A 24,419-nucleotide genomic window follows, 5' to 3' on the forward strand; every position below is an offset into this window, starting at 1 on the left:
TCGTCAACCGCCCGGCGGCGGAGTGCAGCCCGGTGGAGCAAGATCAGTACGCGTGGTAAAGCGCGTCTTCGGTGGTGTACTCCGCCCAGCCGGGCGCGCCGGTGGCGGCGAAGCGGTGCCAGGCGCCGTTGAGGTCCCTGGCCAGCTCCCGCGGCGCCCGCTCGCCGAGCAGGCCCCGGGGTCCGGACATCGTGCCGAGCGCGTCGAACACGAACGGCAGCTCGAGGCCGTGGCACGCGCCGAGCCGGCCCTCGAGCAGGGGTGAACCCCACTCGAACTCGTACCGGAAGGTCCGGCCGGCGTGGTTTTCGGCGAGGTCGCGCACGCCGTCGCGGAAAACGAGGTCGGTCAGGGCCTCGACGAGGACCTCACCCGCCGTGCGGTCGGTGCCGAGGCCGTAGGCGTGCAGGATCCCGGCCGGGTCGGGGTGCGAAACCGCCAGTGACGCGATCGCCTGGTCGTCGGTGACGGCTTCGAGCGCGCCGCTGGGCACCAGGAACAGCCGCATCTCTTCACTGCAGCTGCCGGCGACCAGGTCGACGTCGGCGCCCGCGCCCGCCCGGATCGCCTTGGCCGGGTGCTCCGGCAGGACGTCGTCGCCGACCACCGGCAGGAACGGGCTGAGGCCGTACCCGCGGTCGTACCCCAGCGAGTCCCGGAGGTCCGGCGCGCCACCCGGCCGCAGGACGGCGTCCTGCGCGTCGAGCAGCTGCTCGGTCGAGACCTTCCGGAACGCTTCGGCCGTCGGCTCCGCCTTCAGCTCGTCGGCGACGACCTTGGCCAGCCGCCGGGCCTGGATGCCGTCGCGCACCATGTCCGGGTGTCCGCTTTGGACGATCGCGCGGTGGAAGAGCCCGGTCGAGAGCGGCGAACCGAGCAGGCAGGCCACGCTGACCGCGCCGGACGCCGCGCCGAAGAGCGTGACGTTTCCGGGGTCGCCGCCGAACGCGGTGATGTTCTCCCGGATCCAGCGCAGCGCCGCCAGCTGGTCGCGCAGCCCGAGGTTCGTCGCGCCGCCGTCGACGGGCAGGAACCCGTCGATGCCGAGCCGGTACTGCACCGTCACCAGCACCGCGCCGGCGCGGGCGAAGGCGGTGCCGTCGTAGACCGCGGCCGACCCGGTGCCGCCGAGGAACGCGCCACCGTGCACGAACACCAGCACCGGCAGCCCGGCCCCGCCCAGCTGCGGGGTCCAGACGTCGACCGTCAGGTATTCCGGCCCCGGCCGCCAGCCGACGCCGGCGATCGGCGACAGGTCGATCCCGGGCACGTCGTGGCGGCGCTGCGGCGCGGTCGGCCCGGGTCTCTGCGTGTCGCGGACACCTTCCCACGGCGGGGCCGGGACGGGTTCGGCGAAGCGGAGCTCACCCTCGGGCGCGGCGGCGTACGGGATGCCGCGGAACCGCGCGACCCCGGCGGAGGTGACCTGACCGCGGACCGCGCCGGAGGAGGTGGGGACGACGGGGTCGGTCATGCGGGGAGTCCCTTCGAGGAGCAACAGCGGGGGCGGCTCGGCGCCGCGCCCGACAGCCTAGGACCGCCGACACCCCGGCGTCATGGCCGAACCGTCCCCGTTGTTGTCGCGGAAGGGTAACGGCGGCCGGGCCCCGGATCCGGGCCCGGCCGCCGCCACGGTCAGTCTTCGAGCAGATCTTCGATGGTGATCGGGATGTGCCGGACCCGGGTGCCGGTGGCGTTGTACACGGCGTTGGCGACGGCCGCGGCCATGCCGACCGTGCCGATCTCGCCGAGACCCCGCGCGCCGACCGCGTTGTGGAGCGTGTCCGGGTACTCGACGAAGTGGACGTCGACCGCCGGGATGTCCGCGTTCACCGGGAGCAGGTAGCTCGCGAAGTCACCGTTGGCGAGCCGGCCGTTCGCCTCGATCTCCAGGCCCTCGTGCAGCGCGGCCGAGACACCCCAGATCATGCCGCCCATGATCTGGCTGCGGGCCGCCTTGTCGTTGATGATCCGGCCCGCGTCGAACACGCCGAGCATCCGCGACACCCGCGCCTCACGGGTCAGCCGGTGCACCCGCACCTCGCAGAACTGGGCGCCCCACGAGCTGAACGAGTGCTTGGTCAGCTCTTCGCCGGGCGCCGACGAGCCGGTCACCTCGAGCGTTTCCCGGCCCAGCGTCCGCAGCAGCTCGCCGAAGGTCATCGTGCGTCCGTCGGCGAAGACGCGCCCGTCGGCGTAGGTGACATCGGCGCCTTCGAACGGCCCGCCGGGGTCCGAGGCCAGGGCCACCAGCTCGTCGATCGCCTTGGTGGCCGCGATCATGATGGCCGTGCCCGCGCTCGCCGTCGCCGTCGAGCCGCCGGAGAGGCCACCCGGCGGGAGCGACGAGTCGCCGAGCCGGGGCGTGATCCGGTCGGCCGGGATGTCCAGCGACTCGGCGCCCACCAGGGACAGCACGGTGAGCAGGCCGGTGCCGGGGTCCGCGCCGCTCGTCGCGACCTCGGCGGTGTCGTCCGCCTTCAGGGTGATGCCGACCGTGGCCGGGAACCGCAGGGCGGGGAACATCGCCGTGGCCACGCCCATGCCGACGAGCCAGTCGCCGTCGGTGCGCGAGCCGGCCGGGCGGTGCGCCCAGCCGAACCGGCCCGCGCCGACGCGGAAGCACTCGTCGAGGTGCTTGCTCGACCACTGCAGGTCCTTGCCGGGCGGGGCGGTCGAGCTGTTCTTGATCCGCAGCTCGATCGGGTCCATGCCCAGCGCGACGGCCAGCTCGTCGATCGCGCTCTCCAGCGCGAACGAGCCGGGCGCCTCGCCCGGGGCCCGCATGAACGTCGTCGGCGGGATGTTGAGCGGCACCACCTTCTGGCTGATCGCCAGGTTCTGCGTGGCGTACCACTCGCGCGACGTGCCGTGCGACGTCGGTTCGACGAACGAGCGGGCGGTGTCGGTGCTGCACCACGAGTCGTGGCTCAGCGCGACCAGCGTGCCGTCCCGTTCGGCGCCGAGCCGCATCGTCTGGACGGTCGCCGCCCGGCCCGCGGTCGCGGTGAAGACCTGCTCCCGGGTCAGCGCGGCCTTCACCGGCCGGCCCAGGTCGCGGGCCGCCGCGGCGGCCAGGAACGCCGGCGCGGACGTCCGGCCCTTGCCGCCGAACGCGCCGCCGACGAACGGGTTCACGCAGTGCACGGCTTCCAGGTCCAGCCCCAGCGCGCTGGCCAGCTCCATCGCCTGCAGGTTCGAGGCCTGGTTGCCGCTGTAGACGGTCAGCTCGCCGTCGTCCCACACCGCGACCGCGGAGTGCGGCTCCATCGCCGCGTGGTTCTGGGTCGCGGTGGTGTAGGTGGCCTCGACGACCACCGGGCTCACGGCGAACGCGTCCTCGATGGACTCGACGCCGTCCGCCAGGATCTCCAGGGTCGGTGGCGCGCCGTCACGCGCGGGCGGCGCGTCCTCGGCCGTGGCGAGGCCTTCGGTCAGCGACGTCCGGGCCGGCAGCGCGCGGTAGCCGACGTTCACCAGCATCGCCGCGTCGCGGGCCTGCTCGAACGTCGCCGCGACGACAAAGCCGATCGGCTGGCCGTAGTAGGTGACTTCCTTGTCCTGCAAGGGAACCCACGTCTCGCCGAACAGCGGCGAGGTCGCCGTGCGCATCTCCAGCGGGTCGAACGGCGAGTAGACGCCGAGCACGCCGGGTGCTTCCCGCGCCGCGGAGAAGTCCATGGCTTCGATCTCGGCGTGGGCGATCGTGCTGAGCACGACGTAGCCGTAGACCATGCCGGGGAAGGAGTGGTCGGCGCCGTACTTGGCCTCGCCGGTGACCTTGAGCGGCGCGTCCAGCCGGGTGATCATCGGGAGCTCCCCTCGGTGAGTTCGAGCAGGGCGCGGACGAGGGTGCGCTTGAGCAGCGGCACCTTGAACGCGTTGTCCGGCAACGGGGTGGCGCCGTCGGCGGCCACCGAAGCGGCTTCTTCGAAGGCGGCCTCGGTCGCCGGGCGGCCCTTCAGGGCCTCTTCGACGGCGGGCAGGTGCCACGGCACCGTGCCGACCCCGCCGGCGGCAACCCGAGCGTCGGCGACGACGCCGTCCCGCACGTCCAGCGCGACGGCGGCCGAGCAGAGCGCGAACTCGTAGGACTGCCGGTCGCGGACCTTGACGTAGGTGGAGTTCACCGCCCAGTCCAGCCGCGGGACGATCACCTCGGTGATCAGCTCGCCGGGCCGCAGGTCGTTCTCCAGCGCCGGGGTGTCGCCGGGCAGCTGGTAGAAGTCGCGAAGCGCGACTTCGCGGGTTCCCTCGGCGTCGGCCAGCTTCACGCGGGCATCGAGTGCGACCAGGGCGACGGCGACGTCGCTGGCGTGCGTGGCCGCGCAGGAGTCACTGGTGCCGAGGATGGCGTGCATCCGGTTGGCGCCCTCGAGCGCGGGGCAGCCGCTGCCGGGCACCCGCTTGTTGCACGGCGTGGCGACGTCGCGGAAGTACGAGCAGCGGGTGCGCTGCAGGAGGTTCCCGCCGATGCTGGCCATGTTCCGGATCTGCTGCGACGCGCTCAGCAGCAGCGCGCGCGAGATCGCCGGGTAGACGTCCGGGTGGGCGGCGATGGCGCTCATCCGCTCCAGCGCGCCGATCCGCAGCCCGTCGGTGGTGTCGATGCCGCGCAGCGGGACCTCGTTGATGTCGAGGACGCGCTGCGGCGTGAGGACGTCGAGCTTCATGAGGTCGACGAGCGTCGTCCCGCCGGCGAGGAACGTGCCGGGCGTTTCGAGCGCCGCTTCGACGGTGGTGGGGGCGGTCAGCTCAAAGGGACGCATCGGCCCGCCTCGCCTGCTCGACGGCCTTGACGATGTTCGGGTAGGCGGCGCACCGGCACAGGTTGCCGGACATGAACTCCCGCACGTCGGCGACGTCCTGCTCGACGGCGGCGACCGCCGACATGATCTGGCCGGCGGTGCAGAACCCGCACTGCAGGGCGTCCTGGTCGACGAAGGCCCGCTGCACCGGGTGCAGGCTGTCCTCTGTGGACAGTCCTTCGACGGTGGTCACCGGCTGCTTCACGGTGGCGGCCAGGGTGAGGCACGAGAGCACGGGCCGGCCGCCGACGTGCACGGTGCAGGCGCCGCACTGCCCGCGGTCGCAGCCCTTCTTCGGGCCGGTGACCTCCAGGCGCTCGCGCAACGCGTCCAGGAGGGTGACCCCCGGATCGACGTCCAGGTGCTCGGTGGTTCCGTTGACTTCGAGTGATATGTCCACTGGTCTCTTTCCGCAGCTCGTCCGGTGCTGGACCCGACGGTGGTGGTGGCGGCGATCAGGTACCGGATAGTCATCCGCTTGACCTGTTCGCGAGGCTAGCGGATTACAATCCGGTTCGCAAAGACGTGCCCGGCTGGAGTTGGTCCAGCTCCGGCGGTTCCTGCACTACATTCAGCCGAGACGGCCACGGCACCGGGAGGGACGATGACGACGGGTTCGGTCAGCCCCCGCCGCGCGGACACCCGGCGCAACCACGAACGCATCCTGGTCGCCGCCGCGGCGTCGCTGGCGAAGACGGGCGAGGTCTCGTTCAACACGATCGCGAAGCAGGCCGAAGTCGGCGTCGGCACGGTGTACCGGCACTTCCCGACGCCGGAGTCGCTGATCCTCGCGGTGTACCAGCGCGAGGTCCGGCACATCGTCGACATCGTGCCGGTGCTGCTGGACAAGCACACCGCGGACGAGGCGTTCCGGGTGTGGGTGACCGAGCACCTGGCGCACTACATGATGACGAAGAAGGGGCTGGCCGACGCCCTGCGCACCGCGACGGCGTCCCGCGGAGAGCTCCCGGCGAGCGCTTACGACGCGATGGTCGGCGCGGTGGCGACGTTGCTGGACGCCAACACCGAGGCCGGCACGGTGCGCCCGGGCCTCGAGCCGGTCCAGGTGCTGCGCGGCCTGGCGGGGCTGCTGCTCCTGGACCCGAACGGGAAGTGGGAGCGCGACGCGGAGAGCCTCGCCGACCTGCTCTGGCACGGGATGGCCCGTTAGGTGCCACGGCGGCGCAGGTAGTAGGCCCAGGTGACGGCGGCGAGCAGCGGCGCCCACAGCAGCAGCGGCAGGTAACACGCGACGACCAGGACGTGCCGGGCCGGTTCGGCGAACCGCAGCCCCTCGATGTCGGGGAAGGCGCGGAAGGCGTACGCCCAGATCAGCGCGAGGGCGAGGGACCCGAGCGCGGCGGGCACGATGGCGGCGAACGGCGCGACCCGCCGCCCGCCGAGCAGCGGGAACCACCGCGGGACGCGCTCGCCCCACGGCCGCACCAGGCCGAGCGTCAGCAAGGCGAGGCCCTCGCAGAGCACGCTGAGGGCGGCAAACGCGACCGCGTCGGTGGCCGTGACCTCGGGGACGGGCCGGATGCCGACGTCGACCCCGGCGGCGAGGGCCAGCCGCCAGAGCCCGGACGGCAGGGTGAGCAGCGGGACGGCGTGCGCGGCGACGACGGCCCAGCGTGCGACGGGAACCATGCCCCCGAGGCTGCCCGCGCCGCGGGGCCGGGAACTCCCTCCCAGGTATCGGAGATCCTGCCCCGGGAGGGAGAACCGGACCTACTGGCCGAGCGAAGCGACGAACGCGCGGATGTCGTCGACGTAGACCTTCGGCTGCTCCAGCGCGGCGAAGTGCCCGCCCTGCTCGTACTCGCTCCAGCGGCTGATGCTGGGGTAGTCCCGCTCGGCGAACGGCCGGACCGGCAGCGCCGGGTCCTGCCCGAACACGGCGACCCCGACCGGGACGGTGACCGGGTCGGGGGCGACCCCGGGGGTGAAGATCTTGCCCAGGTGCGCGCCGGACTCGTAGTAGAACTGCGCCGACGACGTCGCCGTGCCGGTCAGCCAGTAGAGGCTGGCGTTGGTGAGCAGCCGGTCGCGGCCGACCTGCTCCTCGGGCGTCTTGACGGCGTTGTTCCAGTCGTGGAACTTCTCCACGATCCAGGCCAGCTGCCCGACCGGCGAGTCGCTGAGGCTGTAGCCGATGGTCAGCGGCCGGGTGCTCTGGACCTTCATGTAGCCCGACAGCTCGGCCTCGAACCGGCCGAGCCCGGCCAGCCGCACGCCGTCGGCTTCGGTGAGGTTCGCGAACTCGGCCGGGTCACCGGAGGGCACGGTGAGCAGCATCGACACGTGCGCGGCCTTGACCTGCCCGGGCGCGTGGTGGGCCAGCGCGAGGGAGATCAGCGAGCCCCAGTCGCCACCGGCGGTGACGTAGTCGCGGTAGCCGAGCTCCTGCATCAGCGTGGCCCAGGCGGCGGCGACGCGGTTGACGTCCCAGCCGGGCTCGGTGACCGGCCCGGAGAAGCCGTGCCCCGGAATCGACGGGATCACCAGGTGGAAGGCCTGCGCGGGGTCGAGCCCGTGGGCGGCCGGGTCGGACAGCGGGCCGATGACGTCGAGGAACTCGACGATCGAGCCGGGCCAGCCGTGGGTCAGCAGCAGCGGGGTCGCGCCGGGCTCGGGCGAGGTGACGTGCAGGAAGTGCACGTCGACACCGTCGAGCTCGGTGACGAACTGCGGGTACTGGTTGAGCTCCGCCTCGGCGGCGCGCCAGTCGTAGGTGGTCCCCCAGTAGGTCGCGAGCTCCCGGAGGTAGTCGGCGGGGACACCACGTTCCCAGCCGGGCACCGAAACGGCGGCCGGCCAGCGGGTCGAGGCGATCCGCGTCCGCAGGTCTTCGAGCTCGGAATCGGGGACGTCGATCCGATAGGGACGCATCAAGCTCACCTTTCCACGCCGGATATGGGTCCGACTACAGAGTGGTGAAGGCGGGCGGTTTGTGCGTCTTCAGCGTTGCTCAAAGAGTGCGACGGCGGTTGAGCGTCTCGAGCATCTTCTTCCATCCCTCCCGGGTGGCCGGGTGCCGGCTCGAGTTCTCGGCGAACTTCCCGCGCCACTGCGCGTTCAGGGTCAACGTCAGCTCGGCCGCACGCCGGTCGCTGACCGTCAGGGTCATTTCGCAGTAGCCCCATTTGCGGTTCTGGAACTTCCACAGGTACCCCGGCGTCAGGACTTCCTCGCTCAGGGTGCCGCTCATCCCGTGGTCCACCGGGTCCAGGTCTTCGACCACCAGGTAGGACCCACCGGGCGTCGTGCGCACCATCCCGCTCTCCTGCCTGAAACCCCGGGGCGGGAGCTTGCGACGGAGCTGCTTCAGGTCGCGCGCCAACGATTCCATGGCCTCGTCGAGGATGGCTCGCGCCTCTTTGCGCAGCTCCGGGACGTCGCTCATGACATTGCAGCGTCGCACGGCTCCCCGGGGAGGGGTCCCCTCAGCGCTTGCGGCCCAAGGCCTCCCGCTTCACATAACCGATCACACCGGTCGCCACGAACAGCACCGCGCCGATGATGATCAGCCAGAACAGTCCCTTGATCACCACGCCCAGCACGACGAGCACGGCCCAGATCACCAGCAGGCCCACCAGAATTCCCACGACAGCTCCCTTGTTCGACGGTCCGCCCGTGATACCCGCGGTGCCGCGGTTCATGCCTGGGAGCAGGAGAATTCGCTTACGGTTGGGCATCGTCACCGGACGGGCCGGAGCAAAAGCCGCGGTTGGGACAGCGCCGCCGTGACCGGGTCGGCGTCCGGCGACCGCGGGGGCAGGCCCGGCCCCGGGGTGAGCACCGTGTCCGCGACCGGCACCTCCCCGCCGCAGCGCAGGCAGACGCCCGACGGCGAGACCTCGCCGGCGCAGGCCTCGTGCACGAACACCCGGCGGGGGCCGGCCGGTGCGTAGTGCTCGTCGCCCCAGGCGGCCAGGGCTCGGACGACCGGCCAGAGACCCAGGCCCTTCGGCGTCAGCTCGTATTCACTGCGCTTGCCCGGGCCCGGCACGCGGGCGAGCACCCCTTCGCCGACCAGGAACTCGAGGCGTTCGGTCAGCACCGCGCGCGGGATGCCCAGGTGGTCGAGGAAGTCGCTGAACCGGCGGACGCCGAACACCGCGTCCCGGACGATCAGCAGGGTCCAGCGTTCGCCGACGATCTCCAGCGCGCGGACCATCGAGCAGGCCTGGTTGGTGTACTCACGCGGCAGTGCCATGGGCGCCAGTGTGCCACAGAAGAGTTCGCTCACCGAACCAACCGTGCTAGCCTCGCCGCGAAAGAGTTCGGTCACCGAATCAACGAGGAGCTCGCATGGAGCGCCGTCCCGGAGCCGTCCTCGTCGCCTCCGGCGGCGGGACCCTGCTGGCCCTGTTCGTCTTCACCGCGCCGCTGTCGATCGTCCCGGCGGTGACCGGCGGGCTCGGCGCCGGCGCGGTCGCGACGTCGTGGATCCTCAGCTCGATGAGCCTCGGGCTGGCGGTCGCGCTGCTGCCGGCCGGCGCGGTCGGCGACGACTTCGGCCGCCGACGCGTCTTCGTCGCCGGCGCCGTCGTGCTGGCCATCGGGTCGCTGGTGTGCGCTGTCGCTCCCGAACCGGTCACGTTCATCGCCGGCCGTGTCGTGGAAGGACTCGGCGCGGCCGCGGTCGTCGCCTGCGGGCTTGCCGTGCTCGGGCCGGCCTTCCCCGACGCCGCCGGGCGCGGCCGCGCGACCGGGGTGTGGGGCGCGTGCCTCGGCGCCGGGATCGCCCTCGGCCCGCTGGCCGGCGCCGGGCTCGACAGCTTTCGCACGCTCTACTTCGTCGCCACGGCACTGGCCCTCGGGGTGGCCGTGCTGGGCCGGGTCCTGCTCGAAGAGTCGGTTTCGGGCCGGAAGCGGGCGGTCGACGTCACGGGTTCGCTCCTGCTGGGCGGTGGGCTCGCGGCACTGCTGGCCGCGCTGACCGAAGGACGGCAGAGCTGGACGAGCCCGCTGGAGGTGGCTCTGATCGTCGCCGCGGTGGTGCTGCTCGGCGCGTTCGCCGCCCACCAGGCGCGGACCGAGGACGGGATGCTCGACCTCACCCTGTTCCGCCGGCCGGCCCTGCTCTCGGCGACGATCGGCGCGTTCGTCGCGGGCGCCGGGGTCACGGCGCTGATGTCGTTCGTCTGCACCCTGCTCGAAAACGGCCTGGCGTTGACGCCGATGGCGGCGGCCCTGTCGGTCCTGGTCTGGTCGGCGACGAGCGTCGGCTCGGCCCTGCTGACCCGGCACTTTCCGGCGGCGGTGCCCGGCGGCGCGCGGCTGAGCGCCGGCTTGCTGGTCGTCAGCTTGGGGCTGGTGCCGATGGCCTTCCTCGGCCCGGACTCGGGCCAGGGCTGGTTGTACGCGGGCCTGGCGGTGGCCGGGCTCGGCACGGGTGTCGTGAACGCTTCCCTGGGGCGCGAAGCGGTGGCGAGCGTCCCGCCGCACCGGACGGGCATGGGCAGCGGGATCAACAACACGAGCCGGTACGTCGGCGCGGCGCTCGGGGTCACGGTCGTGACGCTGGTGGCGGTCCGCCCGCCGGTCACCCCGGCGAGCCTGCTCGCGGGCTGGGACGCCGCCGTGGTCGTGTGCATCGTGGTCTCGCTGGCCGGCGCGGCCGCCGTCGCCGCGTTGACGGTCGTGGGCCGGCGGGCGGCCGTCGCGGTCGCGGCATGAAACGATAGGCAACTACCATTTTGGTGGTAGCGTGGCGACCATCCGACAGGTTTCCGACGGGGACGGGTGGGAAATGACCAAGGCGCCCGAGATGCCACTGCACATGCGGCGGGTCCGGTTCGATCCGATCGGCCGGCTCGCCGAGGTGCGGGACGGCGAGGGCGTCACCCGCGTCACGACCCCGTTCGGCACGTCCGCCTACCTCGTGACGCGGTACGACGACGTCCGCGAAGTGCTGGCCGACTCGGCCCGGTTCAGCAACGCGGCCACCCGGCGGGCCCGGCCGCCCGGCATGGAAGACGTCAGCGACGACGAGCTGGAGGAGCTGCGGGCCGGGCAGATGCTCGCCTTCGACCCGCCGGACCACACCCGCCTGCGCAAGATGCTGACCTCGGAGTTCACCGTCAAGCGGATGCGGCGGCTGGAACCGCGGATCGTCGAGATCGTCGACGCGGCGCTCGACGACCTCGAGCGCGCGGGCAAGCCGGGCGACCTCGTGGCGGGCTTCGCGCTTCCGGTGCCGTCCCTGGTCATCTGCGAGCTGCTCGGCGTGCCCTACGGCGACCGCGCGGACTTCCAGCACCGCTCCGGCCGGCTGCTCGACACCTCCCGCCCGGTCCCGGAACGGATGAAGCTGCAGCGTGAGAGCCGGGAGTACATGGCCGGGCTCGTCGCGCGGGCCCAGGCCGAGCCGGGTGACGACATGCTGGGCATGCTCGTGCGGCTGCACGGGGACGACCTGAGCACCGCCGAGCTGATCGGCATCGCGTCGCTGCTGCTGGTGGCCGGCCACGAGACGACGTCGAACATGCTCGGCCTCGGCACTTTGGCGCTGCTGCGGCATCCGGACCAGCTGGCGCTGGTGCGCGACGACCCGGCCGCGGTCGAGCCCGCGGTGGAGGAACTGCTGCGCTGGCTCTCGATCGTGCACTCCGGCGTGCCGCGCACGACGACCACCGAGGTGGAGATCGCCGGGCACACCATCCCGGCCGGCGAGCAGCTCGTGCTGGCGCTGCCCGCGGCCAACCGGGACCCGGCGCTGACCGAACACCCGGAGCGGCTCGACGTCACCCGCGAGGCGGCGCGGCACGTCGCGTTCGGGCACGGGGTGCACCACTGCCTCGGCGCGCCGCTCGCGCGGATGGAGATGAAGGTCGCGTTTCCCGCGCTGCTGCGGCGTTTCCCGGACCTCGCGCTCGCGGCGCCCTACGAGGACATCGAGTTCCGCGCCTTCCACGTCGTCTACGGTCTGCACGCGCTACCCGTCACCTGGTGAGTTAGCGTGCGGGCATGACATCGGCGCGCGGGCAGGGCTTGCGGGGCGACGCGGCGCGCAACTACGAGCGCATCGTCGTCGCGGCCGGCCAAGCCTTCGAGGAGGACGGCCCGGGCGCGACGCTCGAAGACGTCGCGAAGCGCGCGGGTGTCGGTGTCGCGACGGTGTACCGGCGCTTCCGCAACCGCGACCAGCTGGTGCGCGCCGTCTTCGAGCACGTCCTGACCACCGTGATCGAACCCCTCACGACGCTGGAGACCGGCGACCCGTGGCACGACCTGACGAGCTCGCTGGAGGCCACCGTCGAGCTGGTCGCCCGGAACCAGGTGGCACTGGCGCTGGCCCGGGAGATCGGCGCCATCGACGTCGCCGGCGTGCAGCGCTACATCACCGCCGCCGACCGGCTGGTGAGCCGGGCGGTCGACGCCGGTGTGGTGCGCCCTGGCCTGCTGGGCCGCGACCTGGCGGCGGTGGTCGTGATGACGCTGGCGACCGTGCACCCCGACGACCCCGCGGGCGCGGATCGCAAGCGGTACCTGGCTTTGCTCATCGACGGGCTGCGTCCGGGCCCGGGTGCTCTTCCGCCGCCGTCGGCGACGCCGGAGCCGATCGCGGGCCGAGTCCACTGAGGATCGCGTCGACGCCGAACAGGAAGGCTTCGCCCGCTTCCGCGGCCCGGCCGGGGACGTCGTCGACGATCCCGGCGCGGACCAGCTCCTCCCGGTTCTGTTCTTCGGCCACAAAACCCAGCACGTAGTGGACGACGGTCCGCGCCGCCCAGCCGGCCCGGCGCGGCCCGAGCTGCTCGGCGAAGAGGCGGTGCAGCACCTGCGCCGGCACGAGGACGTCCGGGCGGTACGCCTGCACGAAGGACACCACTTCGGCGCCGTCGCGGACTTCGAGCAGCGCGCGGCGGAGGTCCTGGGCGACGGCGCGGGGATCGGAGGCCGAGGCGGGGAGCTCCTCGAGGACGCGCTCCGCGACAACCGCGAGCAGCTCCTGCTTGCTCGCGACGTGGTAGTAGAGCGCACCAGGCTGCACGCCCAGCTCCTGGGCGACGCGGCGCATGGACAGGCTGCTCAGCCCGCGTTCGCGAAGCAGGTCGTACGCCCGGTCGACGATCTGGGCGCGCGTCACCTTCATGGCCCCATTGTGCCGGTCCCGGCTTGCCCGGCGAGGTCTGCCTCGCCTAGGATTTGACGGGTGTTCAAAACAGTCGATGACCTGGCCTCCCGGCAGCTGGCCGGCGGCGTCCTCGAGCGCGAGGACGCCCGGATGGTGCTCGAGACGCCGGACGAGGAGGTGCTCGGGCTGGTCGCCGCGGCCGGGCGGCTCCGGCGGGCCCACTTCGGCAACCGCGTCAAGGTCAACTACCTCGTCAACCTCAAGTCGGGCCTGTGCCCGGAGGACTGCGGTTACTGCTCGCAGCGGCTCGGGTCGTCCGCGCAGATCCTCAAGTACTCGTGGCTTTCGGCCGAGGAGACCGTCCGGCAGGCCACCGCGGGCATCCACGGCGGCGCGTCCCGGGTGTGCCTCGTCGCGAGCGGCCGCGGGCCGAGCGACCGTGACGTCGACCGCGTCGCCGGGGTGGTCGAGGCGGTCAAGTCCGCGCACGCCGGGGTCGAGGTGTGCGCGTGCCTCGGGATCCTGCGGGAGGGCCAGGCCGAGCGGCTGCGCGACGCCGGTGTCGACGCCTACAACCACAACCTGAACACGAGCGAGTCGCGGTACGCGGAGATCTGCACGACCCACGGGTACGACGACCGGGTGGCGACGGTCGAAAAGGCCAAAGCCGCGGGACTTTCCCCGTGCTCCGGCCTGATCGTCGGCATGGGCGAGACCGACGACGAGCTGATCGACGCGCTCTTCGCCCTGCGCGCCTTGGACAGCGACTCGATCCCGGTGAACTTCCTGATGCCCTTCGAGGGCACCCCGCTCGCCGGCACCTGGGAGCTGACGCCGTTGCGCGCGCTGCGGATCCTCGCGCTGGCGCGGTTCACCTGTCCCGACCGGGAAGTCCGGATGGCGGGCGGGCGGGAGATGCACCTGCGTTCGCTGCAGCCGCTCGCGCTGCACGTCGTGAACTCCTTGTTCCTGGGGGACTACCTCACCAGCGAGGGGCAGGCCGCGCGGGACGACCTGGCGATGATCGCCGACGCCGGGTTCGAGGTCCTCGGCGCCGGAGAACACGAACACCGCACGACGCCGTCGATCCGGACGCGCGGCGCCGGGACCACCGACCCGGCCAACGCATGACCGCGATGCACGACTGGCTCGCCGCCGCGGACACCGACCGGTGGCGGGCCGGCCTGGTCCGCCGCACCGACGTCCGGCGGCATCCACGGTCGCGGCCCGGGCGGCTGGACCTGGCGTCGAACGACTACCTCGGTCTCGGCGCGGATCCCCGGGTGCGCGCGGCCGCGACGCGGGCCATCGAGGAGTACGGCGCCGGAGCGGGCGCTTCGCGCGTCGTGACCGGGACGGCCGCCTGCCACGCGGAGCTCGAAACGGAACTGGCGCGGCTCACCGGGCAACCGGCGTGCCTGGCCTTCTCCAGCGGCTACGCGGCCAACGTCGGCCTGCTGACGGCGCTGGGTTCCCCGGACACGCTGCTGGTGTCCGACGCGCACGTGCACGCGTCGCTGATCGACGGGGCCCGGCTTTCCCGTTCCCAGGTGGAAATCTGCCCGCACGGCGACCTGGACGCGCTCGAGCGGCTGCTCCGCGAGCGCACACAACCCCGCGCCGTGGTGGTCGTCGAGTCGATCTATTCGGTGCTCGGCGACGCGGCGGATCTCGGGCGGACCGCGGCGCTGTGCGCGGAGTACGACGCGTTCCTCGTGGTGGACGAAGCCCACGGCGTCGGCGTCGCCGGGCAGGGGAGCGGCGCGGTCCACGCGGCCGGGCTGGCCGGGGCCTCGCACGTCGTCGTAACGGCGACACTGTCGAAGGCGCTCGCGACCCAGGGCGGCGCGGTGCTGGGTTCACCGTTGCTGCGGGAGCACCTGGTCAACACCGCGCGCACGTTCATCTTCGACACAGGCCTCGCGCCCGCCGCGGCGGCGGGTGCGGCCGAGGCCTGCCGGATCGTCACCGCCGAACCGGGGCGGGTCGCGCAGCTGCACGACGTCGCCGCGGTGATCGCCGAGGCCGCGGGAGTGCCGCGGGCGCCCGGCGCGGTGCAGTCGATCCCCGCGGACTCCGCGGAGCAGGCCGTGGCGGCGGCGGACCGCCTCGACGCGGAAGGGATCATCGTCGGCTGCTTTCGCCCGCCGAGCGTCCCCGACGGCGTCTCCCGGCTGCGGCTGGTCGCCCGGGCCGGGGTCGATCCCGATCAGGCGGGGCACGCGGCCGGGCTGGCGGCGCGGTGGTCGCGAGCGGAGCGGAACATCTCCGTCCACTCGTGAGTTGAGCGTGGCATGAGTGAACTCGTGGACCGCACGATCGCCGCCCTCCGTTCCGAGCACGACACGCTCGCCGCCCTCGCCAGCGTCCTCACCGACGCCCAGCTGGCCACCACCAGCGGCGCTTCCGAATGGACCGTCGCCCAGGCGCTTTCCCACCTCGGCAGCGGCGCGGAGATCGGCCGCGCGCCGATCGCCCGGGCCGCCGGCGAGACCGTGCCGGCCGAAGAGAACCGGACGATCTGGGCTCGCTGGGACGGTTCCACGCCGCGAGAGCAGGCCGAGGGCTTCCTGGAGCACAACGCCCGCTGGCTCGAGACGGTCGAGGCGCTCACGCCCGAGCAGCGCACGTCGCTGACCGTCGACCTCGGGTTCCTGCCTGAGCCGGTCCCGCTGCTGACCGCCGTCGGCATGCGGCTCAGTGAGGTGGCCAACCACTCCTGGGACGTGCGTGTGGCCTTCGATCCCGACGCCGGGGTGAACGCCGGTTCGGCCGCGGTGCTGCTCGACCTCCTCACCGGGCCGGTCGGGTTCATGCTGAGTTTCCTGGCGAAGCCGGCCGAGCTCGCGGACCCGGTGTCGATCGCGGTGCCCGGGGGCGGCCTGGTGATCGACGACGCCGTCACGGTGGTCGACCACCTCGAGGCGCCGTCCGCGACGTTCAACGGCCCGGCGGAGGCGTTCGTCCGGCTGGTCAGCGGCCGGCTCAAGGCGCCGTACGACCGCGGCGTCACCGTCGAAGGCAACGTCACGCTCGACGACCTGCGTCGCGTGTTCCCGGGTTTCTGACCCGCGGCTACCAGTCCCGCTCGGCCAGGACTTCCGGCAGCCCTTCGGTGAGCATGCGGCGCCGGACCCGGTGCAACAGGCGGGCCATCAGGAAGCCGCCGGCACCGCGAAACCCGGTGTGGTGATACGTGAGCCGGGTTCCGGCGGTGGTCTCGGCCAACCGGCACACCACCGTGCTCGGGGTGTCGGCTTCCTGGTTGCGCCAGCTGAAGCTCAGCAGTTCCGGCGCGTCCGCTGCGAGGACCTCGCAGCGGACGATGCCGTCCCAGCCCAGGACCGGGCGGCCGACGAACCGGAATCTCGTGCCCACCTCCGCGGTGAAGCCTTCGGGACGGCCGCCGCGGCCGGTCGACGTCCAGCGGGGGACCAGGGCCGGGTCGGTGAGGGCCTGCCAGACCCGCGCCCGGGGGTGGGCGTACTCGCGGACGACTTCGAACTCACTCATGTGGTGCCTCCAGTGGCTGTAAAAGTTACAGTCACTGTAAACAGTACTCGCGCTGTACGATGGCGTGGTGGAGTCGTTGCGAGACCGGCGGAAGCGCGAGCTGCGGGAGCTGCTGTCCGCGACGGCGACCCGGATGTTCGTGGAACAGGGGTTCGAGGCCGTCCGCGTCGCCGACGTCGCGCGCGCCTGCGGGGTCACCGAGAAAACCGTCTTCAACCACTTCGGCAGCAAGGAAGCCCTGCTGGCCGACCGGTGGGACGTCCAGATCGACGCGCTGGCCGAGGGGCTCGCGGATCCCACGACCGCGCCGCTCGACACGGCGCTGGCGGTGCTCGGCGCGGAACTCGACTTCCTGGTCGCGTCGGCCCGGCAGCACGGACTGCCGGCGGTGCGCCGGTTCGGCCGGCTGATCCGTTCGACCCCGGCTTTGGTAGCGCACGGCCGTGAGGCCCACGAACGGCTGACCGACGCGGCGGCGACCGCGCTGGCCGGCCGAACCGGCGCCTCAGTGGCCGACCCCGCCGTCCGCATCACCGCGGCGGCGGTCGCCGGGTTGTGGAATGTCCACGCCCACAGCCTCCAGCGTCACCTCGACGAGGGCAGCGCGGCTCGCATCGCGCGGGCCGTCCGCGCCGATCTCGAGTCCGCGGCCGGCACGCTGCGCCGCGGCCTCTGACCCCGTCAGCTCGGAGTGCAGGCGGGGCAGCGATTCCGGATGTGTCAGCTCAAGCCTGGCGGCGATTTCCGCCGCGGCCTGTCGGCGTTTCCGCGCTTTTCGAGGATCGCTGGTCGAGAGATTCGCGAGTTCGTGGTGCGCTTGGGCCTGTCGTCGAGCATGGGCGCGGCGTGTGATGTACAGGGTGCCACGCTGGAGGTTCATCAGGCCGAGCAGCGCGACGGTGTGCGCGCGTTTCGGTGTTCTTCGGCCGTTTCGCGGCCGCGGTCAGGCCCCCGTTCGAGCAGGTCGATGGGGTCGTCGGAGAGGCTGCGCCTCAGGAAGTGCCGGAAGGAGGGATCGCTGGCCGCCAGGGTGGGCGCGTCCCGACCGTCGTGGACATCGCGGCGCACTTCCTCGCTGACCGCACTGCCTGGACCCTAGAGAACGAGCCAAGTGCCCACGATGAAACGGCTTACTCTCGATTGGGTGATGACTATGGTTCTGGTTGTGCTCTCTGCGGTCCCCAGACTCTGACAGGTGCCTTCGGGTCCCGGAACGGTCCTGTGTTTTCGAGGGAAGGTTCGCTAGTGCTCACGGAGTGTCGAAAACATTGGCTCGATCAGATCGAGGCGTGATGTCGAGGAGGGCAGTGCCGAGGGAAAATGTTCTTCATCTTCCTCGAGTTTTCGGTCAAGGTAATCATGTGCTCTCCAGTACGCTTGCACGAGTCCGTGTTCTTCGCCGTCGAGAAAATCAAGCATCTCCAAAAGGGTGCTTTCGTCGATATCTGCCTCGTGCTCGTCATCCGACCACTTTTCCAGTTCTCGAATGGCTAGTGCGAGTTTTTGGGTTCGGACTTCTCCCTCGCCGAACATCTCTATCTTCGAGCTCAGGTCCGCGAGACCGTAGGTGACCAGCTCGAGCTGCCGGACGTCGATCCACAGTTCGATCTCTTCGATCGCCGTCGAATACGCCTCATCGGCAAGCTCGTGTGCGTAAGCCTGCCAGTCCGCGACCGGCGAGCCGGCTACGCTGATGGCCAACCGGTGGAGTGTGCTCACCTGCGGATGGCAGTCGTAAAGGACCGAATGGAGGAGCTCGGAACCTGCCGCGGTGAGCTGGGGGGATTCGCAGTGATCGGCCAACGCGACGATGAAGGCGGCTTCGTCGGCCGTGTGTTCCACAAGGGGTTCCCCCAGCTTTAGAGCGCGGTCGACGACGCGCATGACAGCGTCGTGGAGCCGCTGCGGCTGGCTCGTGAGTGCTGCACGAAATGCGGTGGTCGGCCATCTTCCGGACAGGTTCCAGAGCGTGACCAGCTGGTCGAGAAAGGCGGCAGTATCGAACAGCGTCACCACGAGATCGGAGTTCTCCGTCAGGTGCCTGTGGAGGAAGTCCACGATCGACGGATTGGTGAATCTCACGCGGACTCCCCACCGGTCCTCGGAAGTCTTCGCGATGACCGGCTCGAGACGGCGAAGCGAACGACGGAAACGCCGGTCGGTGTCGGAGTTCGCGGTCAGTCCCAAGTGAGCTCGCCACGCTTCGCGCAGCCGGTCGTGGTCCGCTGACCGGTGGGCGGTGTAGAGGACCATGACCAAGGCGAGTTCGTCCGCCTCGAGAACTTCTTCGATCAGGCGTTCCCAAAGGTGGGCGGGGTTGTCGAGATTGCGCCGCACAACGCTCGCGACGTCGCCGGAGGGAGCGAGCAATACCGCTTCGGCGAGCGCGTGCTCAAGCAGACGAGGGCTGTAATTGTGATGGCCGATGATCGACCGGTACACGTCCGGCTGGGCGAGCCGGGCGCGCTTCTCCGGTGAAAGTCCGGAGAAGAAGACGTGGTTGTAGAAGATCTCCGCTCGGATCCCGCTGTCGAACTCGGCCGAGTCCACAACGCACTCGTAAGGATCCAGACCGCGGGCGTCGAGGCGTTCGTAATGCTCGCGTGCCTGGATGACCAGGTAGTTGCGGCAGGTGAGCACGAGCCGCTTCGCCGCCGATTTCCGGATCATGCGCAAGAGCCGGGGCAGCTCGTGGTTCGCCACCCGGGCCGCGCCTTCGTCCAGCGTCGTCTGGCCGACGAAGTCGTCGACGAAGAAGACCTGCTTTTCGTCGTCGTCCCACATGCGGTGGACGTCGTCGAGGCGATTGGTGGCTTCGACCACCGTGAAGCCGCCGGCTTGCAGGTCGGCGAGGAGGACGTGGGCGAGGGTCGTCTTGCCGACGCCTGGCGGCCCGACGATCAGGCAGCTGTGCTGCTCGTCCAGCAGCCGCCGGGCCTCGTCCCGGCCAGGGTGCGGCACGAACCGGCGCAGGCTTTCCTCGATATCGGCCGCGAGCGCTCGTGAGCGGCTCAGCACGTCGCGGTTGAGCAGCGAGCCGAGCACCGAGCTGCTGGCCAGCCACAGCCGGATGTGGCGTTGCACGATCTCCGGATGCCTCCGGAGCAGCGCGGCGATCTCGTGCGCGCCGTACACGTCACCGGGCGACCGCACGTAGCCCGGGAAGATGCCCGCGATCTCGTTCTTGGCCGCGACGGTCAGTTCGACCGTCGTGGCGACGAGATAGCGTTGTGGCGCAAGGCGTTCGACTTTGGGGAATTCGACTTTCCCCAGGTGCCTGATCAGCGCGTCGCGGCCCGACCTGAGCCAGTGTTTGCACTGGATCACCGTCGTGTCACCCGAGGCCGGCGCGATGTGGCGCAGGTCGATCCCGCCGTCGCGGCCGCGGGCGAAGACCTCGAGAGAGCAGCCCAGAACGATCTCGAAGAGATCTTTGCAGAGCAATTCGAAATCGAAGTCGGTCAGCCGACCGAGGTCGAACTCGTCCACCTCGAAATCCCCTTCGCTAGCTCAGGCCGCATCGGCCAGCATAGCTTTACCGGCCTCGCCGGATCAGCTGTCGCCCGCGTTGACGATCTGAGACCGGCCGGAGCCCGCGCTCTCCGGGTGCGCTCGCCGGTACTCGTCGACGATCCGGGCGAGTTCCTCTGCGGCGTCCGGGTGATCTTCGAGGAACACTTCCAGCCGCCGTTTCCAGCTGGTCAGCTGCGCGTGCTCTTCGGCGGCACGGTCCTCAGCTTGGTCGAGGCGACGATCCGTTTCATCGAGCCGGCGTGCCTCGGGTGACTCGTCGGCCTTCTCCGGTGGGTCCCTCGTGAACAGCCTCACGAGCCTCGCTCGCAAGGCTTGAGCCGCGCCGCCGGCGACGCTCTTTACCACGACCTGAGCCGCGGATCCTGCGAGTTCCGTCCAGTCGACAGACTGATCCACCGAGTACTCCCTTTCGCGAATTGCACCGGGCTGTCGGCTCGCGTAGGCGCGCGAGCCCACGGGGATAGGTTCGTAACCCGGCCGCCCAGGTACATAACTCACCTGATCGGATCAACTACCGTGCGTTCTACTGCGCGGCAGCGCCGCGGTCCGACACGGTCGAGTGAATTCGGCTCGAAAGTGTTAACGGAGTCCCGTAAATCCGTCGCCGCATGTCGGCGACCGTTCGCGGCCTACCGCCTGGTAACGACAATGTTGAGGGAGATGCTGGACATGTTCTCGATCGATTCGATGATCAACGCACCGGATATCGGCAAGCCGGTTCGAGTGGATCCCATCGGGCGAAGTCTCGGCGTCTGACGGCCGACTGGATCCTGACGTCGTGCGGTTGTGACGGCCGTCACGGTGTGATAACAAGCGGGGTGTGCTCGTAACAGGCAGTAGCAAGCGGGCGACCCGGGGGACGTCGCCATAGGAGGTGCCCCGGATGAACGCCAAGCGGTCGAACAACGCGATCTGGAAGTTGACGCTTCCTGTGGACATGGCGCCCGCAACACGGCTGGAAGGCGTGCTCGAAGCCTATGCGAGGCGCGTGGCCGAGGAGGGCCTGGAGGTGCTTTCGCCCGTTCCGCTGAACCAGCTTCTCGACGGCTACCAGCTCGACCTCTTCGTCCGGCCCAGTTTCAGTGACGGCCTGTTGCCGTTCGTGGAGGGCTACCTCCAGAACGCCGAAGACGGCCGGAACTTCTACATCCGGGGCGCCGACGCCTGCCTGTTCATTGCCTCCGAGACGTCGCTCTACGCCATCACGACCGGCGGTGGTTTCCGGGTTATCGCCGAGGCCGTCGACTACAGCTTCCCGTTCGACACCGCGAAGAAGCTGATCTCCAACAGCTTCACTGCCGCGGACGTGCGCGACCTGATCGGTTCCCGGAGCAGCCGGTCCGAGACGTACCGTCGGGCGTACTCGATTGACAAGAGCGAAGCGATGGACACGGTGTGGAAGAAGCTGGTCGGGCGGCTGGACCGCGAACAGCTTTCCGAGGGCAGCCCGCTGGCGGACCTGGTCGATCCGGATAAGCCGCCCGCGGTAGAGGTCAAATCGTCCTTCGTGCTTCGGCAGCGGCTCGACCTCGCTGGCGTCACCGAGCTGATCGCGGCGCTCGAGGCATTGCCCGAGCCGAGTGAAGAGCGGCTGCGTCAGCTGTCGTTCCTCGACAACCTCTATCCCGTCCGGAACGACAAGGCCTTGGAAGGCGATCTGGTCCGGGCCTTCGTCGAGAACATCCGGACCGCACTGCTCGGCGGCAACGCGCCTGACATCGACGTACTCGACCCCCACGAGATCATCAAGTTCAACGCCGGCTCGGACTTCCGGCTGAGCCGGACCTACCTGGGCCAGAGCCCGCCGGATTTCGACGACCTCTTGCCGCACATCAAGCGCAAGCTCGCCGACAGCCTGCGTACCAAGGAAGAGTTCGCGGAGAAGTTCCTGGCGCTGTCGCTGACCTATCGGGTCGACCCCGACGACAAGTCGAAGAAGATTACCCGGAAGGTTCTCGACTTCCTACACGGACAGGTCGATCTCGACGGACAGACCTACTTCCGGATCGACAAGGTGTGGTACCGGAGCCTGGGTGCCTTCCTGGACAACCTGAAGAACGACTTCATCGAAGAAGTGTTCAAGGCTGAGGATCCGGTGCTCCTTGGCGCGGAGGTGTCCTTCCTTCCCTGGGTGGGCGGACGTGAGAGTGAGTTCAACGACTCGCAGGCGAACGAGCCCGACTTCTATTTCGGGGATGAAGTATTCGCCAAATCGGACAGAGGTGAAGTCGAACTGTTCGACCTGATCAAGGTCGACCGCGGCGAGCGCAGACTCTATGTCATTCACGCCAAGAAGGGCTTCGACACGAAGATGCGAGACGCGTGTAGCCAGATTCTCGTGGCGTCGGAAGTAATCGAGAGTGATCTGCTCGACGGCTGCAAGCTCCTGAAGACGTACTACGCCGAGGCGTGGTCGAAGGATCCCCACAACAGCGGAGTAAGTCTCAAGACCTTCCTGTCGTGGTTCAAGTACCGCCGCACGTATGTCGTGCTGTGCTCTACGAGGCAGGAGTTTGTCGCGGATGACTTTATGGAGCGCCGGCTGTGGTCGCACATCGCGCGTCGCGAGGTCCTGGCCACGAAGAATGAGATGAAGCGGAACCAGCGGGTGTTCCGCCTGGCGCACACCAAATACGGAAGTTGACCTGGTGCCGCCCTACGGACGAGCCATGTGCTGTCGAAGTCGTGCATGCCGGAACTGGTAGACGCCGCCGGCCTGCCGAAGGAAACCGCGCAAGTGCGCGTCTTCCAGGAAGGCCGTCGTTGCCCACGGAAGTTCTCCCCGGATCGCGAACCAGCTGCGGGCCAGGCCCCAGGGCTCCAGGCGGTAAAGAAGATACACCGCGGCCGCGATGTCGACCGCGTTGATCAGGAAGAGAAACACCGCGTTCACGGGGGTCGATGGTCACCAGGCCGTACAGGACGTCGTTCGAGCCCAGCGGTGCTGGCGACAACCGCAGTTGCCTGTTCGGCCGTCGTGCACCAGCTGGAAACCGACGGTCCACCTCGACTACTACGGCTGGTGGTTGACCGGCGTAAGGCCGGAGCTACCCACGCCAGCGTCACAGACGGCCGGATCCCGTTGGTCAACTGGGATCCGGCCGGCGTCTCCTATGACGACGTCGCGGACGAAACGCTGGACGACACCATCGAAGCGCGTGCCGACGACGTCAAACGCTCGGCGCCGAGGTCTTTCTGGACTTCGCGGCCGAAATGATGAACGAGGAAGAGGACTGGGCGGGGATCCACCAGTGAGGTATAAGGATTGCCGTGTGTCAGCACATCCGCGACGTCAGCTATGGGGCCAGCATCGTCAGCCCCGCGACCAGGCCACGGTGCTCCCCGTACGCTCCTGCAAAGAGTGACGAGGAGGTTGAAGGCGATGGGCTGGACCGGGGAGTCAAGGGCTCGTTGCGCCGGACCGATTCGAACTCACACGGCTCGACCTGGGCAAACACGTCCGCCCAGTCGCTGCTTCGACTAGGAACATGGCGCTGAACTGGGAAATCTTCGTGCCCCCGGTGAGATTCGAACTCACACTGGACGGGTTTTGAATCCGTTGCCTCTGCCAGTTGGGCTACGGGGGCGTGACGTGGTGACTCTACGGGATCATCGACCTCCGGCAGTGACCGGGGCAGGGGGTGTCGTGCAGGCCACTACGTGGTGAACGCCATCTCGGCAACTGGATCGTTCCCGGTAGGCTTCAGGTTCGCGGGAAGCCGCGAAGACCAACGTCCCGCCGAGTCTTCAGGAGGACCCCGGTGACCGATCAGGCTACCGAGGCCAACGGTGCCGCCACCGTGCCGCAGCGTCGGGTGCTCGTCGCGGAAGACGAGGCGCTCATCCGGCTGGACCTCGTCGAAATGCTGCGTGAAGAGGGGTACGAAGTCGTCGGGGAGGCCGGGGATGGTGAGCAGGCCATTGCGCTGGCCACCGATCTCAAGCCCGATCTCGTGATCCTCGACGTCAAGATGCCCAAACTGGACGGTATCGAGGCCGCGTCCAAGATCACCGGGGACCGGATCGCCCCCGTTGTCATCCTCACCGCCTTCAGTCAGCGGGACCTCGTCGAACGGGCGCGGGACGCCGGCACCATGGCCTACCTCGTCAAGCCCTTCGCCAAGCGGGACCTCGTGCCGGCCATCGAGCTCGCCGTCAGCCGGTTCTCCGAGCTGCAGGCCCTCGAGGCCGAGGTTGCCGGGCTCACCGACCGGCTCGAGACGCGCAAGGTCATCGACCGCGCCAAGGGCCTGCTGATGAGCCGGCAGGGCCTCACCGAACCGGACGCCTTCCGCTGGATCCAGCGCACCGCCATGGACCGCCGGACCACGATGAAGGCCGTCGCCGAAGCCGTTGTGGAGAGCATCGGCAGCTGACCCGCCCGGACCAAGGGGTGTGACCGCGATGCGTGGTCACACCCCTTTTTCGTGACGCTCCGGGTGCCCGAAAGGGCGCACTTGGTACCTTTGCGAGCCTTC

The 24,419-nt window shown here is 70.0% G+C and carries 25 protein-coding genes and 1 tRNA gene; 11 read left to right on the forward strand and 15 right to left on the reverse strand.

Translation table 11 applies throughout. From position 1 onward, the window contains the following. Positions 1–43: 43 nt before the first annotated feature. The 4 genes from ACZ63E_RS08365 to ACZ63E_RS08380 form a co-directional block, all read right to left on the reverse strand. Positions 44–1,474, reverse strand: a complete 1,431-nt coding sequence (locus tag ACZ63E_RS08365; protein ID WP_465335373.1) for a carboxylesterase/lipase family protein — start codon at positions 1,472–1,474, stop codon at positions 44–46. Positions 1,475–1,635: 161 nt separating this feature from the next. Beyond that, a complete protein-coding gene (locus ACZ63E_RS08370) occupies positions 1,636–3,810 on the reverse strand; it encodes a xanthine dehydrogenase family protein molybdopterin-binding subunit (RefSeq protein WP_465335374.1) in 2,175 nt (724 codons plus the stop codon). Beyond that, a complete protein-coding gene (locus ACZ63E_RS08375) occupies positions 3,807–4,769 on the reverse strand; it encodes an FAD binding domain-containing protein (RefSeq protein ID WP_465335375.1) in 963 nt (320 codons plus the stop codon). The genes ACZ63E_RS08370 and ACZ63E_RS08375 overlap by 4 nt, the downstream gene beginning before the upstream one ends. After that, positions 4,756–5,208: a (2Fe-2S)-binding protein gene (locus ACZ63E_RS08380; RefSeq protein ID WP_465335376.1), complete on the reverse strand. Its 453-nt coding sequence runs from the start codon at positions 5,206–5,208 to the stop codon at positions 4,756–4,758. The genes ACZ63E_RS08375 and ACZ63E_RS08380 overlap by 14 nt, the downstream gene beginning before the upstream one ends. A gap of 204 nt (positions 5,209–5,412) precedes the next feature. Here ACZ63E_RS08380 and ACZ63E_RS08385 point away from each other — a divergent pair, with 204 nt between their 5' ends. Then, positions 5,413–5,979, forward strand: a complete 567-nt coding sequence (locus ACZ63E_RS08385) for a TetR/AcrR family transcriptional regulator (RefSeq protein ID WP_465335377.1) — start codon at positions 5,413–5,415, stop codon at positions 5,977–5,979. Here ACZ63E_RS08385 and ACZ63E_RS08390 read toward each other — a convergent pair. The 5 genes from ACZ63E_RS08390 to ACZ63E_RS08410 form a co-directional block, all read right to left on the reverse strand. Next, positions 5,976–6,458 carry a hypothetical protein gene (locus ACZ63E_RS08390; RefSeq protein ID WP_465335378.1) on the reverse strand — a complete coding sequence of 161 codons (483 nt, stop codon included), beginning with the start codon at positions 6,456–6,458 and terminating at the stop codon, positions 5,976–5,978. The two genes, ACZ63E_RS08385 and ACZ63E_RS08390, sit on opposite strands and share 4 nt — an antisense overlap. Positions 6,459–6,539: 81 nt before the next feature. Beyond that, the gene (locus ACZ63E_RS08395) at positions 6,540–7,700 is read right to left on the reverse strand and encodes an epoxide hydrolase family protein (RefSeq protein WP_465335379.1); all 1,161 of its coding nucleotides are present in this window, start codon (positions 7,698–7,700) and stop codon (positions 6,540–6,542) included. Positions 7,701–7,779: 79 nt separating this feature from the next. Next, positions 7,780–8,214 carry a hypothetical protein gene (locus tag ACZ63E_RS08400; RefSeq protein WP_465335380.1) on the reverse strand — a complete coding sequence of 145 codons (435 nt, stop codon included), beginning with the start codon at positions 8,212–8,214 and terminating at the stop codon, positions 7,780–7,782. A 40-nt stretch (positions 8,215–8,254) separates the two neighbouring features. After that, positions 8,255–8,416, reverse strand: a complete 162-nt coding sequence (locus ACZ63E_RS08405) for a hypothetical protein (protein ID WP_465335381.1) — start codon at positions 8,414–8,416, stop codon at positions 8,255–8,257. A 92-nt stretch (positions 8,417–8,508) separates the two neighbouring features. Next, on the reverse strand, positions 8,509–9,027 hold the full coding sequence (locus ACZ63E_RS08410; protein WP_465335382.1) for a winged helix-turn-helix transcriptional regulator: 519 nt from the start codon (positions 9,025–9,027) through the stop codon (positions 8,509–8,511). 95 nt (positions 9,028–9,122) lie between these two features. Here ACZ63E_RS08410 and ACZ63E_RS08415 point away from each other — a divergent pair, with 95 nt between their 5' ends. The 3 genes from ACZ63E_RS08415 (at position 9,123) to ACZ63E_RS08425 (ending at position 12,398) form a co-directional block, all read left to right on the forward strand. Next, positions 9,123–10,493: an MFS transporter gene (locus ACZ63E_RS08415; protein ID WP_465335383.1), complete on the forward strand. Its 1,371-nt coding sequence runs from the start codon at positions 9,123–9,125 to the stop codon at positions 10,491–10,493. A gap of 73 nt (positions 10,494–10,566) precedes the next feature. Continuing rightward, positions 10,567–11,769, forward strand: coding sequence for a cytochrome P450 (locus tag ACZ63E_RS08420; protein ID WP_465335384.1), 1,203 nt, complete (start codon positions 10,567–10,569; stop codon positions 11,767–11,769). 14 nt (positions 11,770–11,783) lie between these two features. Continuing rightward, entirely contained in the window at positions 11,784–12,398 is a 615-nt protein-coding gene (locus ACZ63E_RS08425) for a TetR/AcrR family transcriptional regulator (protein WP_465335385.1), read from the forward strand. Here the strand turns inward: ACZ63E_RS08425 and ACZ63E_RS08430 are convergent. Beyond that, a complete protein-coding gene (locus tag ACZ63E_RS08430; protein WP_465335386.1) occupies positions 12,316–12,912 on the reverse strand; it encodes a TetR family transcriptional regulator in 597 nt (198 codons plus the stop codon). The two genes, ACZ63E_RS08425 and ACZ63E_RS08430, sit on opposite strands and share 83 nt — an antisense overlap. 60 nt (positions 12,913–12,972) lie before the next feature. On the opposite strand from ACZ63E_RS08430, the gene bioB reads away from it, so the two are divergent. Genes bioB through ACZ63E_RS08445 form a run of 3 tightly spaced genes read left to right on the forward strand, consistent with a single transcriptional unit; the run spans position 12,973 to position 15,962 of the window. Then, positions 12,973–14,025: a biotin synthase BioB gene (bioB, locus tag ACZ63E_RS08435; RefSeq protein ID WP_465309990.1), complete on the forward strand. Its 1,053-nt coding sequence runs from the start codon at positions 12,973–12,975 to the stop codon at positions 14,023–14,025. After that, positions 14,022–15,176, forward strand: a complete 1,155-nt coding sequence (locus ACZ63E_RS08440; protein WP_465335387.1) for an 8-amino-7-oxononanoate synthase — start codon at positions 14,022–14,024, stop codon at positions 15,174–15,176. Before bioB ends, ACZ63E_RS08440 begins: the two co-directional genes overlap by 4 nt. A 12-nt stretch (positions 15,177–15,188) precedes the next feature. Continuing rightward, positions 15,189–15,962: a maleylpyruvate isomerase family mycothiol-dependent enzyme gene (locus ACZ63E_RS08445; RefSeq protein WP_465335388.1), complete on the forward strand. Its 774-nt coding sequence runs from the start codon at positions 15,189–15,191 to the stop codon at positions 15,960–15,962. A 7-nt stretch (positions 15,963–15,969) separates the two neighbouring features. Here ACZ63E_RS08445 and ACZ63E_RS08450 read toward each other — a convergent pair whose 3' ends face one another. After that, on the reverse strand, positions 15,970–16,407 hold the full coding sequence (locus ACZ63E_RS08450; protein WP_465335389.1) for an SRPBCC family protein: 438 nt from the start codon (positions 16,405–16,407) through the stop codon (positions 15,970–15,972). Positions 16,408–16,474: 67 nt separating this feature from the next. Here ACZ63E_RS08450 and ACZ63E_RS08455 point away from each other — a divergent pair, with 67 nt between their 5' ends. Beyond that, the gene (locus ACZ63E_RS08455) at positions 16,475–17,083 is read left to right on the forward strand and encodes a TetR/AcrR family transcriptional regulator (protein WP_465335390.1); all 609 of its coding nucleotides are present in this window, start codon (positions 16,475–16,477) and stop codon (positions 17,081–17,083) included. A 566-nt stretch (positions 17,084–17,649) separates the two neighbouring features. Here ACZ63E_RS08455 and ACZ63E_RS08460 read toward each other — a convergent pair. Both ACZ63E_RS08460 and ACZ63E_RS08465 read right to left on the reverse strand, forming a co-directional pair. Further along, the gene (locus tag ACZ63E_RS08460) at positions 17,650–19,896 is read right to left on the reverse strand and encodes an nSTAND3 domain-containing NTPase (RefSeq protein ID WP_465335391.1); all 2,247 of its coding nucleotides are present in this window, start codon (positions 19,894–19,896) and stop codon (positions 17,650–17,652) included. A 63-nt stretch (positions 19,897–19,959) separates the two neighbouring features. Next, complete coding sequence (locus tag ACZ63E_RS08465; RefSeq protein ID WP_465335392.1) at positions 19,960–20,337, reverse strand: hypothetical protein; 378 nt, start codon at positions 20,335–20,337, stop codon at positions 19,960–19,962. 487 nt (positions 20,338–20,824) lie between these two features. Here ACZ63E_RS08465 and ACZ63E_RS08470 point away from each other — a divergent pair, with 487 nt between their 5' ends. Continuing rightward, complete coding sequence (locus ACZ63E_RS08470; RefSeq protein WP_465335393.1) at positions 20,825–22,585, forward strand: DUF6119 family protein; 1,761 nt, start codon at positions 20,825–20,827, stop codon at positions 22,583–22,585. A 12-nt stretch (positions 22,586–22,597) separates the two neighbouring features. On the opposite strand, the gene ACZ63E_RS08475 is transcribed toward ACZ63E_RS08470, so the two are convergent. Continuing rightward, entirely contained in the window at positions 22,598–22,834 is a 237-nt protein-coding gene (locus ACZ63E_RS08475; protein ID WP_465335394.1) for a hypothetical protein, read from the reverse strand. A gap of 48 nt (positions 22,835–22,882) precedes the next feature. Here ACZ63E_RS08475 and ACZ63E_RS08480 point away from each other — a divergent pair, with 48 nt between their 5' ends. After that, positions 22,883–23,158 (forward strand): hypothetical protein, encoded by a 276-nt coding sequence (locus tag ACZ63E_RS08480; RefSeq protein ID WP_465335395.1) that lies wholly within the window; start codon positions 22,883–22,885, stop codon positions 23,156–23,158. A 296-nt stretch (positions 23,159–23,454) separates the two neighbouring features. Here the strand turns inward: ACZ63E_RS08480 and ACZ63E_RS08485 are convergent. Further along, positions 23,455–23,528, reverse strand: a tRNA-Leu gene (locus ACZ63E_RS08485). Between the two features lie 174 nt (positions 23,529–23,702). Between ACZ63E_RS08485 and ACZ63E_RS08490 the strand changes: the two genes are divergently transcribed. Next, entirely contained in the window at positions 23,703–24,317 is a 615-nt protein-coding gene (locus tag ACZ63E_RS08490) for an ANTAR domain-containing response regulator (RefSeq protein ID WP_020646628.1), read from the forward strand. Positions 24,318–24,419: the final 102 nt, after the last annotated feature.

It is taken from the genome of Amycolatopsis sp. NPDC104819 (genome assembly GCF_055583145.1).

Excerpts from the sequence above, each read along its gene's own strand:
- ACZ63E_RS08370 (WP_465335374.1), bottom strand. The coding sequence starts at position 3,810 with ATGATCACCCGGCTGGACGCGCCGCTCAAGGTCACCGGCGAGGCCAAG.
- ACZ63E_RS08420 (WP_465335384.1), top strand. The coding sequence starts at position 10,567 with ATGACCAAGGCGCCCGAGATGCCACTGCACATGCGGCGGGTCCGGTTC.
- ACZ63E_RS08390 (WP_465335378.1), bottom strand. The coding sequence starts at position 6,458 with ATGGTTCCCGTCGCACGCTGGGCCGTCGTCGCCGCGCACGCCGTCCCG.
- ACZ63E_RS08410 (WP_465335382.1), bottom strand. The coding sequence starts at position 9,027 with ATGGCACTGCCGCGTGAGTACACCAACCAGGCCTGCTCGATGGTCCGC.
- ACZ63E_RS08450 (WP_465335389.1), bottom strand. The coding sequence starts at position 16,407 with ATGAGTGAGTTCGAAGTCGTCCGCGAGTACGCCCACCCCCGGGCGCGG.
- ACZ63E_RS08385 (WP_465335377.1), top strand. The coding sequence starts at position 5,413 with ATGACGACGGGTTCGGTCAGCCCCCGCCGCGCGGACACCCGGCGCAAC.
- ACZ63E_RS08440 (WP_465335387.1), top strand. The coding sequence starts at position 14,022 with ATGACCGCGATGCACGACTGGCTCGCCGCCGCGGACACCGACCGGTGG.
- ACZ63E_RS08395 (WP_465335379.1), bottom strand. The coding sequence starts at position 7,700 with ATGCGTCCCTATCGGATCGACGTCCCCGATTCCGAGCTCGAAGACCTG.
- ACZ63E_RS08470 (WP_465335393.1), top strand. The coding sequence starts at position 20,825 with ATGAACGCCAAGCGGTCGAACAACGCGATCTGGAAGTTGACGCTTCCT.
- ACZ63E_RS08430 (WP_465335386.1), bottom strand. The coding sequence starts at position 12,912 with ATGAAGGTGACGCGCGCCCAGATCGTCGACCGGGCGTACGACCTGCTT.
- ACZ63E_RS08365 (WP_465335373.1), bottom strand. The coding sequence starts at position 1,474 with ATGACCGACCCCGTCGTCCCCACCTCCTCCGGCGCGGTCCGCGGTCAG.
- ACZ63E_RS08375 (WP_465335375.1), bottom strand. The coding sequence starts at position 4,769 with ATGCGTCCCTTTGAGCTGACCGCCCCCACCACCGTCGAAGCGGCGCTC.
- ACZ63E_RS08445 (WP_465335388.1), top strand. The coding sequence starts at position 15,189 with ATGAGTGAACTCGTGGACCGCACGATCGCCGCCCTCCGTTCCGAGCAC.
- ACZ63E_RS08400 (WP_465335380.1), bottom strand. The coding sequence starts at position 8,214 with ATGAGCGACGTCCCGGAGCTGCGCAAAGAGGCGCGAGCCATCCTCGAC.
- ACZ63E_RS08415 (WP_465335383.1), top strand. The coding sequence starts at position 9,123 with ATGGAGCGCCGTCCCGGAGCCGTCCTCGTCGCCTCCGGCGGCGGGACC.
- ACZ63E_RS08425 (WP_465335385.1), top strand. The coding sequence starts at position 11,784 with ATGACATCGGCGCGCGGGCAGGGCTTGCGGGGCGACGCGGCGCGCAAC.